Origin of the sequence: Streptomyces sp. NPDC053541, from assembly GCF_044544705.1 — a bacterium.
Classification (GTDB): domain Bacteria; phylum Actinomycetota; class Actinomycetes; order Streptomycetales; family Streptomycetaceae; genus Streptomyces.
The window spans coordinates 309,867-322,195 of sequence record NZ_JBITXM010000011.1 but is presented as its reverse complement, the minus strand read 5'-3'; the positions used below and the strand labels follow the sequence as shown (position 1 = coordinate 322,195).

At 73.8% G+C, this 12,329-nt stretch carries 12 protein-coding genes; 7 read left to right on the top strand and 5 right to left on the bottom strand.

All coding sequences use genetic code 11. The features are described from left to right. Window positions 1-40: 40 nt before the first annotated feature. The 4 genes from ACIGW2_RS28115 to ACIGW2_RS28100 all read left to right on the top strand — a co-directional run bounded on the left by ACIGW2_RS28115 (window position 41) and on the right by ACIGW2_RS28100 (window position 2,853). Window positions 41-823 (top strand): SDR family oxidoreductase, encoded by a 783-nt coding sequence (locus ACIGW2_RS28115; protein WP_399846858.1) that lies wholly within the window; start codon window positions 41-43, stop codon window positions 821-823. A 245-nt stretch (window positions 824-1,068) separates the two neighbouring features. After that, entirely contained in the window at window positions 1,069-1,671 is a 603-nt protein-coding gene (locus ACIGW2_RS28110; RefSeq protein WP_399846787.1) for a CGNR zinc finger domain-containing protein, read from the top strand. 5 nt (window positions 1,672-1,676) lie between these two features. Next, window positions 1,677-2,072 (top strand): SRPBCC domain-containing protein, encoded by a 396-nt coding sequence (locus tag ACIGW2_RS28105; RefSeq protein WP_356066812.1) that lies wholly within the window; start codon window positions 1,677-1,679, stop codon window positions 2,070-2,072. Window positions 2,073-2,169: 97 nt separating this feature from the next. Further along, window positions 2,170-2,853 carry a maleylpyruvate isomerase family mycothiol-dependent enzyme gene (locus tag ACIGW2_RS28100; RefSeq protein ID WP_399846785.1) on the top strand — a complete coding sequence of 228 codons (684 nt, stop codon included), beginning with the start codon at window positions 2,170-2,172 and terminating at the stop codon, window positions 2,851-2,853. Between the two features lie 48 nt (window positions 2,854-2,901). Here ACIGW2_RS28100 and ACIGW2_RS28095 read toward each other — a convergent pair whose 3' ends face one another. Next, window positions 2,902-4,455: a hypothetical protein gene (locus ACIGW2_RS28095; protein WP_399846783.1), complete on the bottom strand. Its 1,554-nt coding sequence runs from the start codon at window positions 4,453-4,455 to the stop codon at window positions 2,902-2,904. A gap of 154 nt (window positions 4,456-4,609) precedes the next feature. On the opposite strand from ACIGW2_RS28095, the gene ACIGW2_RS28090 reads away from it, so the two are divergent. Further along, window positions 4,610-5,809 (top strand): sensor histidine kinase, encoded by a 1,200-nt coding sequence (locus ACIGW2_RS28090; RefSeq protein ID WP_399846781.1) that lies wholly within the window; start codon window positions 4,610-4,612, stop codon window positions 5,807-5,809. Then, window positions 5,806-6,480 carry a response regulator transcription factor gene (locus ACIGW2_RS28085; RefSeq protein WP_356066805.1) on the top strand — a complete coding sequence of 225 codons (675 nt, stop codon included), beginning with the start codon at window positions 5,806-5,808 and terminating at the stop codon, window positions 6,478-6,480. The genes ACIGW2_RS28090 and ACIGW2_RS28085 overlap by 4 nt, the downstream gene beginning before the upstream one ends. A 282-nt stretch (window positions 6,481-6,762) precedes the next feature. On the opposite strand, the gene ACIGW2_RS28080 is transcribed toward ACIGW2_RS28085, so the two are convergent. Both ACIGW2_RS28080 and ACIGW2_RS28075 read right to left on the bottom strand, forming a co-directional pair. After that, a complete protein-coding gene (locus ACIGW2_RS28080; RefSeq protein WP_391655580.1) occupies window positions 6,763-7,695 on the bottom strand; it encodes a MurR/RpiR family transcriptional regulator in 933 nt (310 codons plus the stop codon). Window positions 7,696-7,838: 143 nt separating this feature from the next. Then, entirely contained in the window at window positions 7,839-8,417 is a 579-nt protein-coding gene (locus ACIGW2_RS28075) for a TIGR03086 family metal-binding protein (protein WP_356066801.1), read from the bottom strand. Window positions 8,418-8,523: 106 nt separating this feature from the next. Here ACIGW2_RS28075 and ACIGW2_RS28070 point away from each other — a divergent pair, with 106 nt between their 5' ends. Then, window positions 8,524-9,546 carry a helix-turn-helix transcriptional regulator gene (locus ACIGW2_RS28070; protein ID WP_399846779.1) on the top strand — a complete coding sequence of 341 codons (1,023 nt, stop codon included), beginning with the start codon at window positions 8,524-8,526 and terminating at the stop codon, window positions 9,544-9,546. Window positions 9,547-9,554: 8 nt separating this feature from the next. On the opposite strand, the gene ACIGW2_RS28065 is transcribed toward ACIGW2_RS28070, so the two are convergent. Together ACIGW2_RS28065 and ACIGW2_RS28060 are read right to left on the bottom strand one after the other, a co-directional pair. Beyond that, entirely contained in the window at window positions 9,555-9,782 is a 228-nt protein-coding gene (locus ACIGW2_RS28065; protein ID WP_399846777.1) for a DUF6458 family protein, read from the bottom strand. Window positions 9,783-9,903: 121 nt separating this feature from the next. Beyond that, entirely contained in the window at window positions 9,904-12,222 is a 2,319-nt protein-coding gene (locus ACIGW2_RS28060; protein WP_399846776.1) for an Orn/Lys/Arg decarboxylase N-terminal domain-containing protein, read from the bottom strand. Between the last annotated feature and the right edge of the window lie 107 nt (window positions 12,223-12,329).

Below are 12,329 nucleotides of genomic sequence, written 5' to 3'. Positions count from 1 at the left end.
GACGGCCCGTCAGATGAATGACCAGAGTCGGGAGGCCGCGATGCTGCTCCAGGGAAAGACCGTCGTCGTGTCGGGCGTCGGTGCCGGGCTCGGGCACCGGGTGGCGGAGACGGTGGTACGGGACGGGGGCAACGCGGTCCTCGGTGCGCGCACCGGGGCCAACCTCGCCAAGGCGGCCGCCGAGATCGACCCGGACGGTGCCAGGACGGCGTACCGGGCGACCGACATCACCGACGAGGCCCAGTGCGAGGCGCTCGCGGCGCTCGCCGTGGAACGCTTCGGCGGGATCGACGCCGTGGTGCACGTGGCCGCCTGGGACTCGTACTTCGGGGGCCTGGAGGACGCGGACTTCGGCACCTGGCAGGGCATCCTCGACGTGAACCTGCTCGGCACGCTGCGGATGACCCGCGCCTGCCTGTCGGCCCTGAAGGAGCGCGGCGGCTCGGTGGTGCTGATCGGCACGCAGTCGGCGGTGGCGGCGCCCTCGCAGGTGCGGCAGGCGGCGTACGCGGCGTCGAAGGGTGCGCTCACCTCGGCGATGTACTCGCTGGCGCGCGAGCTGGGTCCGTACCGGATCAGGGTCAACACGGTGCTGCCGGGCTGGATGTGGGGGCCGCCGGTGCAGGCGTACGTGCGGTTCACGGCCGACACCGAACAGGTGCCGGAGGCCGAGGTGCTGGCCCGGCTCACCGACCGGATGGCGCTGCCGGAGCTGGCGACGGACGGGGACGTGGCGGAGGCGGCGGCCTTCCTGGCCTCGGACCGGGCGCGGGCCATCACCGGGCAGTCGCTGCTCGTCAACGCCGGGGAGCTGATGCGCTGAACTTCCCCTCGCGGCTCGCACGTCCGGGCCGACGGCCCTCACCCTCACTCTGCCGGGACGAGGAGGGAGTCGTTCCGGTCGACGAGGCCGTCGGATCGGCAGCTCGCGGCACCTGCTCGCCTTCAACGCGACACCGCCGACGGCCGGTGCCCGCCGAGGTACGGCACGAGTCCGGCGACCGTCGCCACCGGGCGGTGGGGGTCGACTTCTCCCCCCGACGTCATGTAACCGCTTATACTGGTTACATGGATCCCTCGGCATTCAAGGGCCTCACCCTGCGCTCCCACACCGGCGTCGCCTACCGGTTCGACCCCGGCGCGCTGTGCCTGGAACTGCTGACCACCGGCGGTCCCGGCCCGTACCGCCGGTACGAGGTGCTGCACGAGCCGGCCGACGTCGCCGCCTGGGCGGACCGGTCGCGGCTCACCCCGTCGCCGGTGCTCGACGTCTCCGCAGCGGAAGTGGCCGCCCTACGGGCGTTGCGCGACGCGCTGTTCCGGGTGGTCATCGCCCACACGCGCGGCGAGCCGCACCCGCCCCGCGACCTGGAGGTCATCAACGAGGCGGCCGCCCGCCCCGCCCTGGCCCCCGCCCTCACACCGGGCGGGGAGCGGGAGTGGGCCGGGACCCCGACCGGCACGCAGTTGGCGGCCACCGTCGCCCGGGACGCCGTCGAGCTGCTCAGCGGGCCCTTCAAACACCGCATCCGCACCTGCGCCGCCGAGGACTGCCACCTCGTCTACGTCGACACCTCACGCCCAGGACGCCGCCGCTGGTGCTCGATGGAGCACTGCGGCAACCGCAACAAGGTCAGGGCGCTGCGCGCCCGTCACACCGAGGAAGGATGACCGCCATGCCCACAGGACTCACCAAGGACGCCGGCTGGCAGATCGGCGTCTCCCGCACGCTGCCCCATCCCCCGGCCGTCGTCTGGGACTTCATCAGCGGCCCCGAGGGCATCGCCCTGTGGCTCGGCCCCGGCGCGGCCCTCGCTCCGGAGCGCGGCGCCCCGTACCGGACGGCCGACGGGGTGGCGGGCGAGGTGCGCGGCTACCGCCCCGGGGACCGCATCCGCGTCACGCACGGCACCACGACGGTCCAGGTCGCGCTCGCCCCGGCGGCCGAGGGATCCCGGACGATGCTGCGCTTCCACCAGGAGCACCTGGCGAGCGCCGAGGAACGCGAACGGCGGCGCGGGCACTGGCAGGACGTCATGGACCGGGTCGCCGCCGCGCTCGACGAGCGCTGAGCGTGCGGTGGAGCGGCCACCGGCGGGCCGGAACCGGCCCCTGGCGGCCCCCTCGTGAACAGGCCGCTGGCCGTGCCCAGTTGGTAGCGTCCCCGGCATGAGTCGCGATCACGCGCTGGAAGCGTTCCGTCGGGAGTCCCAGGCCCTCACCGATGCCGTGTCCGGACTGTCCGCAGCCGAGTGGAACCTTCCCACCCGCTGCACGCCCTGGTCCGTACGCGAACTGCTCGGGCATGTGTGCGTCGTGATCGACTGGGTGCCGGGGATGCTGGCCGGGCCGACGCCCGAGGAGGCCGGGATCTCCGCCGCGGACTACTACCGCCCGGACGAGCGCTTCTCGTCGCGGACCAACCGGGCGCGGATCGCCCTCGCGCGGGACCGGGCGGCGGGGCCGGCCGACGGGCTCGGCCCGGCCGAGGACTTCACCGCGGTCTGGCGGCGGGTCGACCGGCTGTGCCGTGCCCAGCCGGCCGGCCGTACCGTCTTCAGTCGTCATGGCGATGCCATGCTCCTGTCGGAGTTCCTGATCACCCGAGTCGTCGAAGTCGCCGTCCACGGCCTCGATCTCGCCGACGCGCTCGGACACGAGCCCTGGCTCACCGAGGCGGCCGGCGACACCGTGCTCCACCTGCTGCTCGGCGCGGAGCACAAGGCGGCCGCCGACGCCCTGGGCTGGAGCCGGCCGCGTCTCCTGCGCAAGGCCACCGGCCGCGAGCCGCTGGACGCGTCCGAGGCGGCGCGGATCGAACGGCTCGGCATCCGATGGCTCGCCCTGGGCTGACCCCCCGCCGAGGCGCGGGAGCCCACCGGCTCCCGCGCCGACCCCGGATCATCCCTGGCCCACGGCCGCTCCGGGACCTCCGTCGCCGCGCGGCAGACGGTTGAGGGCGAGTCCCAGGAGCGCGCCCGTGTACGCGCACAGGACGGCGGCCCCGGCCCACCACGGGAGCGGGAAGTACCCGGCGGAGGGGGCGTAGTGGGCGACGACCTGCGGATACGCCACGAGGGTCTGCTGGACGGCGAAGCCGGCGGCCGGAGTGACCCGGAGCAGCCCCTGGGCCACGCCGTCGGGCAGCAGCGGGATCGAGGTCACGGCGTACGGGACCGCGACCGCCAGGACGGCGACGAGGATCGCGAGCCAGGCGCGCCGCAGGAGGGAGCCGAGCGCGAGGGCGAGCACCGCGGCCAGGGCGAGGGCGCCGGCCGTGCCGACGACGAGCCGCGTTCCGGTGAACGCGGAAACGCCGATGACGGGAACCCCGTTGCCCTTCAGGATCGCCAGGCCGACGGGGATCACGATGCCCAGGGCGAGGAGCGCGGTCACGAAGGTGACGGCCGCCACGACGACCGCCTGCGCGGCGAGCCGGGGGCGGGCCCGGGTGCGGGAACCGGCGCCGGTGCCGGTGCCGGCCGTGGGCCCGGTCCGGCGGGTGGTGGCGGCGAACCGTGCCGCGACCACGAGTACGACGAGGAGGGCCGGGATCAGGCCGCCGAGGAGGCGTTCCACCGGGCTGACGCCGTCCTCGGCGCCCGCCGGGCCGATGTCGCCCGCGCCGGTGACGGTGATCGTGCCGTTCCTCTCCACCGCTCCGGACGCCAGGTGGTCCTTCTCCCAGTCCGTACGGTTCCGCTCGCCGACCGCGCCGTCGCTCCAGCGTCCGGCCGCCGCGCCCTGGAGGGCGACGGAGTCGAAGGTGCCGCCGGCCTGCGTCCAGCGCACCTGCTCCGTGGCGCCGCCCAGGCCGGTCTCCCGCAGGGTCAGGTCCCCGGGAGAGGTGGCGAACAGCCCCACCCGCACCGTCTCCGGCAGTCCGGCCAGTCGCGCGGTGCCGACCCGCGTCCACGTCCTGCCGTCGGCGGACTCGTGGCCGGTGACGGTGTCGCCGGACCGGGTCAGCCGCAGCCAGCGCGGCGCCGCCCCGCCGGTGACCCGGGCGGTGCTGCCGGCGATGTCGTGGCGGTAGTCGTACTGCATCCGCACCCCGTGGCCGCCGGTGACCATCAGGGCCGTGTACGAGGAGCCGGGGCGGAGGCCGTCCTTGATGATGATCCCGGCCTTCGCCCAGGGCACCAGGCCCGGAACGATCCGGTCGTGGTGCGGCGGCGGGTAGGTGAGGGTGCCCGTCATGGACGTCAGCCGGACCGTGATGCTGCCGTGGGCGCCCATGTCACGGTGCAGGAAGGAGAAGCGGTCGTGGACGAGGGTGCCGTCCGGCGCCGTCGGCCGGTCCGGGCAGGGCCCGTCGCAGGAGGCGTGGTTGCCGGACGCGTGAAGAAGGCCGAGGGCGACGAGGGCCAGGGCCGCGCAGGCCATCGCGAGCAGCCGGCCCACGCGCCGGAACTCGCTCCACTCCCGCCGGAGTTGTTCTGTGGTCGGAAACATGGTTCCGGTCTACGGGAGCGGTCGTGACAGGGCCCGAACGGCGGTTGTCACCTCGCTGTAAGGCGCGGCCGGGCAGGCTGGGTCGGGCCCGGCCGGAACCGGCTCGGCGGGCAAACGGGCAAGCGGGCAAGGGAAAGGGAAAGGATGGTGGACCATGGGCAGACGGGGGTGGGCCATGGGCGGGCAAGGGGGCGGGACCGTCCGCCGGCGCTTCACGGTCCTGTACGCCACGGGGTTCCTCGCCTCCGGCTGCGTCCTGCTCGCGCTGACGTACCTGATGTCCGGGACGCTGCAGACCACGCTCGCCCCGGAGCAGGCGCCGGGGCCGGGGGCCGAACCGGGCTCCGCCTCGCCCGAGCAGCAGGTCCGGGAACTGAGCCGGCAGCTCGCGGAGGTCCACGCGCAGCAGAACCACCGCCTGCTGGCCGGTTCGCTGCTCGCGCTGGCGGTGATGACGGGCGTCTCGCTCCTGCTCGGCCGGGTCCTCGCCGACCGGGTGCTGCGTCCGCTGCGGCTGATCACGGCGGCGACGCGTCGCATCTCAGCGGAGAACCTGCACCAGCGGCTCGCCGTGGCCGGCCCCGCCGACGAGGTCAAGGAGCTCGCGGACACGGTCGACGGGCTTCTGGAGCGGCTGGAGGCCTCGTTCCTCGCGCAGCGCCGGTTCGTCGGCAACGCCTCGCACGAGCTGCGCACGCCGCTGGCGACCATGCGGGCGTCGCTGGACGTCGCCGTCGCGAAACCGCAGCCGGCGGCGCAGACCCTCGCCCTGGCCGGGCGGCTGCGGACCGAGCTCGACCGGGTGGACCACCTGCTGGACGGCTTCCTCGTCCTCGCGCGGGCCGAGCACGGCGCCCTGGCCGACCGGGAGCCGGTGGCGCTCGACGCACTGACGCGCGCGGCGCTGAGCGCGCGGGCTGCCGACCTCGCGGCGAAGGCACTCACCGTCGAGGACGGGATCCGGGAGCGGGTCTGGACGCGGGGCAGTGCGACGCTGCTGTCGCGGATGGTGGAGAACGTGATCGACAACGCGATCGTGCACAACGAGAACGGCGGCTGGATCCGGATCGCCACCGAGCGGACGGACGAGGGGGCGCTCCTCGTCGTCGAGACCGGTGGGCCCGTCCTGGACCAGGGCCGGGTCGATCGGCTGACGCTGCCCTTCGAGCGGCTCGGCGCCGACCGGACGGGTCCGGAGGGGAGTTCGGGGCTCGGCCTGTCGATCGTCTCGGCGATCGTCGGGGCGCACGCCGGCCGGCTCGTCCTGGTGGCCCGGCCGGAGGGCGGCCTGCGCGTCGAGGCGGCGCTGCCGACGGCGGCGGCCGGTGACCGGTGCGCGGGGAGGACGCGGTGAGGGTGCTGGTGGTGGAGGACGCGCGGTCGCTCGCCGAGGTCGTCGCCGAGGGGCTTCGGGACCAGGGGATGGCCGTCGACGTCGCGTACGACGGTCTGACGGCGGCGGCCAAGCTGGAGGTGAACGCGTACGACGTGGTGCTCCTCGACCGTGACCTGCCCGGTCTGCACGGCGACGCGCTGTGCCGGATGATCACCGAGCGGGAGGACCGCGCCATGGTGCTGATGCTGACCGCGGCCGCAGCTCCCGGCGACCGCGTCAGCGGGCTCACCCTCGGCGCGGACGACTACCTCGGCAAACCCTTCCACTTCCCGGAACTGATCCTGCGGATCCACTCCCTGGCCCGCCGCAGACCGACCGCCCGGGCCCGTACGCTGCGCGCCGCCGGCCTCGAACTCGACCCCGTGCTGCGAACGGTGCTGCGCGACGGGCGTCCGCTGGAACTGTCCGTCAAGGAATTCGCGGTCCTGGAGGCGCTGCTGCGGGCGAGCCCGGGCTTCCTGAGCGCCGAGGACCTCCTGGAACAGGTGTGGGACGAGAACGCCGACCCCTTCACCAACACCGTGACCGTCACGGTGAGCCGACTGCGCCGCAAGCTGGGCGGTCCGCCGGTCATCACGACCACGCCGGGGATCGGCTACCGCATTCCCGGTGTCCCGCCGGCCACGTGAATCCCCCGCAGCTCCTGCCGCTCGCCCACCGGAGTCCGGCATGTCGCTGTGGGGCGGCTCCGACCCAGGGGTCGATCGGAGCCGCCACAGCGCACCCGCGGAAACGCGACGCGGAGGGGACCGCCGGAGCATCGGTGGCCGTCCGAGGAGGAGGGGGACCGGCTGTCGATGATCCGTTCGAACCCGCGAGGGTCCCCTTAGTAAATATATATACCGCCAAGTAAGCAAGGGCATGAAAATTTTCATGCGGAACGATCATGCGCCGGACGGCCTCGGGCGGGCTCAGTCGTCCAGGAAGAAGTCGTGCTGCTCGGCCGCGTGCTCGTACTTCTCCAGCCGCGTCTGGGTCCGCTCCGGGTCCGCGTCCGCCATGGCCTGGAGGATGCCCGCCGACAGCAGGCCGGGCGCCGCGTAGGAGTCGAAGACGAGGCGGGAGCCGGTGCCCGCGGTGAAGACCTCGTCGGCCTCCTCGGCCAGGGGGCCGTGCGTCAGGTCCGTGATCAGCGCGACGCGCAGGCCGACGCCGCGGGCGGCGCGGACGACGGCCAGGGTTTCCTTGGCGTGCCGGGGCATCGCGAAGGCCAGCACCCAGGTGCCGCCCGCCTCGCGCGCCTGGAGCAGACCGTCGTAGGCGACGCTGCCGCCGCGCGTGACCACCCGGACGTCCGGGTGGATGCGGCGCGCCGCGTACGCGAAGTACTCGGCGAGGGAGACCGAGATCCGCAGGCCGACGACCGTCAGGGGGACGGACCGGGCCAGCTCGCGGCCGATGGCGACGATCCGGTCGGGGTCGGCCAGGGCGCGCCGCAGGGACATCAGGTTCTCGATCTCGGCGTCGATCGCCGACTGCAGTTCGTTCCCGTGCCGCCCCTCCCCCTCGCCCGGGACGCCGGCGACCGCGCTCAGCGCGATGGGCTGCAGGGCCTCCCGGAGCGCGGGGTAACCGGTGAAGCCGAGCGAGGAGGCGAACCGGGTCACGGACGGCTGGCTCACGCCCACCCGCTCCGCGAGCTCGGTGATGGAGAGGAACGCGGCCTCGGTGAGGTGGTCGGTCAGGAACTGGGCGATGCGCCGCTGCGCGGGAGAGAGCCGGTGGCCGCCGAACAGCTCTCTCAGCCGCTCGGCCGGAGGGGCCGCTGCGGCCTCGGCCTCGGACGAGCGCCGGCCCGGCGTGATCGCGGCCGCCTGTGCACGCGCTTGTTGCCCGGAAGCCACAGGGTGTCTCCTTCTCGTCTCGCTGCCGCCCAAGATAGTCCACCCGCGCCCGGCCCCCGCGAGCCCGAAACACCAGGCGGCCGGCCCCTCGGGGACACCCCCGTCACGGCCGCCTGGCCACACCGCCCGGTCTGATCGCCCGGTCAGACCGCCCGGCCGAGCCAGCCGGCCAGCCGGGTGTGGACGTCGGCGTCGTCCGGCACCGCGCGGACCTCTCCGAACGGCACCTCCGGGCCGCGCCGCGAGGGCGGCAGCACCTGCTGGGCGATGCCGAGGGCCACCTGGGACAGTTCCTCGTCCAGTTCGGTCGCCGGGTCGATCACCTGGGCGGCGTCCCAGGTGTGGGTCACCACCTCCATCACGTACCCGCCGAGGGCGATCCGGCCGGGGACCAGGCCCCACGGCACCTCGACCTCCCGGTCGAGCTTCGCGTCCTCGGCCCAGGCCGCCGCCAGCCGCTCGCGCGCACGGCCGACGGCACCGCCCCAGTCGGTGTCCGCGATCTCCCCGGCGGCCGCCGGGAGGTCCAGGCCGCGGCCGCCCTCGCCGACGTACGCGATGCGGTGGACCGCGCCGATCGTGTGGCCCAGCAGGGCCCGCAGGTCGTACTCCGTACAGGGGGTCTCCCGGGTGAGCCGGGCGGTGTCGAGGCGGCCCGCCAGCTTCTCCAACTGGTCGAGGGCGCGCAGGAGAAGGGGGCGGGGGTCGAACGTGCGGTCCATCGGCATGCTCCTTGTCGATGGCCGGGGCCGCGTGCCCCGGCCGACGCGGATCCACACTCGCAACCGAACCCTGACACCCTCCGTCAGGGTTTTAGACTCGTCCTCCATGAAGGCCGACCGACTGCTGTCGATCCTGCTCCTGCTGCAGACCCGGGAGGGCGCCTCGGCCCCCGAACTGGCCCGCCGTCTCGAGGTGTCGGTCCGTACGATCTACCGCGACATCGAGGCGCTTTCCGCCGCCGGCGTCCCGGTGTGGGTCGAGAAGGGCCGCAAGGGCGGTGTGCGGCTCCTGCCCGGCTACCGGACCGACGTCCCCGGACTGACCGGTGACGAGGCCCGTGCCCTGTTCGTCCTCACCGTGGACGGGGCGTACGAGGCACTGGGGCTCGGCGGCGCGATCGGTTCGGCGCTGCGCAAGGTGATGGCCGCGCTGCCGGCCGGGCACCGTCCGGCGGCGGAGCTGACGAGCGAACGGATCCTGGTCGACCCGGTGCGCTGGATGCGCGGCGCCGGCGAGCCGGCCGAGGTCGAACTGGCCACGCTCCAGCGGGCGGTGTTCACGGACCGGCGGCTTCGGCTGAGCTACCGTCACGGCGGCACGACCGCGCCGTGCGACTACACCGTCGATCCGTACGGTCTGGTGAACAAGGCCGGTGTCTGGTACCTCGTGGCGGACCGGGACGGCGAGCCGCGTCTGTTCCGCGCGGACCGGGTGGTGACGGCCGAGGTCGCGGACGAGCCGGTGCGCCGGCGGCACGGACACGGGCTCGCCGAGGTGTGGTCCGTGTTGCGGGATCGGGTGGAGGGCATCCGGGAGGCCGTCCTGCGCGCGACCTGCCGGGTGCGCCGGGAACGCCTGGACATGTTCCTGCGGATCCAGGCCGGGAACGTGGCCGCCGCCCCCGTGGAGCGCGGCGACGGCTGGACGGAGGTGGAGCTCGCGTTTCCCGCCGTGCGCGCGGTCCACTCGCTGCTCGCCTTCGGTCCGGACGTCGAGGTGCTGGAGCCGCCGGACGTCCGCGCGGAACTGGCCTCGACGGCCGCCGCCGTCGCCGCGCTGTACGGCCGGGACGGCTCGGAGCGGGAACACCGAGAGGAGCAGCAACAGAAGCGGTTGCGGCGCTCCTGACGGGCGTCTCAGAGCAGGTCGTCGCGCCGTTCGTCGTCCGCCACCGTCGGGGCGACCGGCGGCACGACGACCCGGCGGCGGCGCAGGATGCTCGTGTAGACGGCGGTGCCGATGATGCCGACGGCCATCAGGATCAGCCCGACGAGGTCGAGGTTGACCCCGTCGAGTTCCCAGTCGGAGGCGAAGGTGAGGATGGCGCCGACGGCGATCAGGATGATGCAGACTCCCAGACCCATGTGTTCCTCCCTTGTCGGGTCGGATGCCGCTCGCGTACCCCGTCGTCCGGCTCTCACGCCCCGTCAGCGCCCACGCCTGCTCCCGCTACCGCTCCCGATCCCGATCCCGCTACCGATCCCGCTACCGGACGCACTCGATCAGATAGGCGCCCGTGGCGGGGTCCATGGTCACGCCGTGGGCCTCGCTGTGGAAGCCGGGGAAGGCGCGGTCGAAGGCCTCCAGGGCGCCGAGGTAGCGCAGCAGGGGGCCGTCGGCGGCGCCGATGGCCTCGCCGGGCATCAGGACGGGGATGCCCGGCGGGGTGACGGTGACCATCGCCGCGGCGACGCGGCCGGCCGCCTCGGCGAGGGGAAGGCGTTCCGTCCCGCCGCGGATCAGGCGCTGGTAGCAGTGCTGCGGGGGTGCGACGGGCTCGGGGAGCTCGCGGAAGGCGGTGTCGAGGGCGTCGATCAGCTCGGCCTCGGTGAGGTGTTCGTGCATCTCCTGGCACAACTGCGTCAGGGTGAGGCCGGTGTAGCGGTGCGGATGCGCGTCCACGAGGGCGGGCAGCACCCGGTCGAGCGGGGCACCAGTGTCGTACAGGGTCTTGAAGTCCATCAGGGCGTCCATGAGGGTGCCCCACTTGCCCTTGGTGATGCCCATGGAGAAGAGGATGAGCGTGCTGTAGCTGTCGGTCTTCTCCACGACGATGCCGCGGGTGGCGAGGTAGGCGGTCAGGACGCGGGCCGGGACGCCCCGGGGTTCGGTGTGTCCGGTGGCGGTGACTCCGGGGCAGGTGAGGGTCACCTTCACCGGGTCGAGCATGCAGTAGCCCTCGGTCAGGCCCTCGAAGCCGTGCCAGTCGGCGCCCGGTTCCAGCTGCCAGCAGCGCGGGTCCGAGGCGAGCAGCGAGGGCGGCGCGTCGACGAAGTCCAGGCGCTCGCCGGTGGCGGGGTCGGTCACGGTGTCGGGCTGCCAGACGCCGAAGAACCAGCCGGGCCGGTCGCCGGCGCCGGCGATCCGGCGGCCGGTGCGGACGACGGTCTGCCGGAAGCGGACGGCCTCGGTGACCGCCTCGTCGATGAGCGCCCGGCCCTGCGGCCCGTCCATCATGGCCGTGGCCACGTCCAGCGAGGCGATCGCGGGGTACAGCGGCGAGGTGGTGCCGTGCATCATGAACGTCTCGTTGAACCGCTCGTGCTGGACGGGTGCCCGGGGTGAGGGCTTGACGTGCACCATCGCGGTCTGGGACAGGGCGGCGAGCAGTTTGTGCGTGGACTGGGTGGCGAAGACGGTGGGGCGTGCCGGGTCGTCGAAGGTGTCGGCGCCGACGGCCATCCCGTACCGGCCCTCGTACAGCGGGTGGAAGCGGGCGTACGCGAACCAGGCCTCGTCGAAGTGCAGCCGCGGCGTGCTCGGGGCCAGGGTCCGCGCAACCTGGACGGTGTCGTAACACAGGCCGTCGTAGGTGGAGTTGGTGAGCACGGCGTACTGCGCCTCCGGTCCGAGGGCGTCCGCGGCCAGCGGGTGGCCGGCGATGCGCGTCCGTACCGCGTCGGCGTCCAGGCGGGCCGGGGGCAGGGGGCCGGCGAGTCCGTATCCGTTGCGGGTCGGGACGAGGTAGACGGGCCGGGCGCCGGAGATCACCAGGCCGTGCAGGACCGACTTGTGGCAGTTGCGGTCGACCAGGGCGATCTCGTCGCGCATCACGCTGAAGTGGCCGACCATGCGGTCGGCCGTCGAGTCCCCGTGGAGGACGAAGTACGTGCGGTCGGCGCCGAAGACGCGGGCGGCGTTGCGCTCGGCCTCGCCGATCGGGCCGCTGTGCTCGAACAGCGAGCCCAGGTCACCGACCGAGATCGACAGGTCGGTGCGGAACAGGCGCTCGCCGTAGTAGTCGTAGAAGGCCCGGCCCGCGGCCGACTTCAGGAAGGCGACCCCGCCGGCGTGCGCCGGGGTGTGCCACGAGTACTGGTGCGCGTCGTCGAAGCGGCGCAGCGCCTTGAAGAACGGTGGCAGGACGCCGTCCCGGTACGCGCGTGCCGCGGCGGCCACGCGGCCCGCGATGAAGAGGGGCGTGTCCTCCAGGGCCCAGACGTAGCCGGTCACCACCTCGGCGACCCACAGCGGGAGTCGCTCGAACTCGCTGTCCGAGTCCTGGGGCATCAGCAGGAAGACGGGCAGGTCCTTGAACCGCCGCCCGATCGCCCGCAGCACCTCCGGGCCACCGCCCTCGGTGCCGCCGGGCCCGGCCTGCGGGTCCAGGTCCCAGGCGACCACGGCCCCGACCAGACCGGCCTCCGTGCGGAGCACGGCCTGCGCGTCCCGGGCGTCGGCCGCCCACCGTACGAGTAAGCCCTGGGCTTCCAGCTCCTTGCCGATCCTCCGCAGTTGTTCGCCGACCGCTCCGCCGGGCGCACCCGACTCGCGCGTCGCCAGAAGAACCGTACCTGTGGCCATGACTGCCCTCTCCCACCGTGGTGCCGACGTATGCCACGTACATAACCGGCCGGCGCGTGCCGTGACATCGGCGTTCGCCGGAACTCACCCGATGGGGGCGGCGCGAA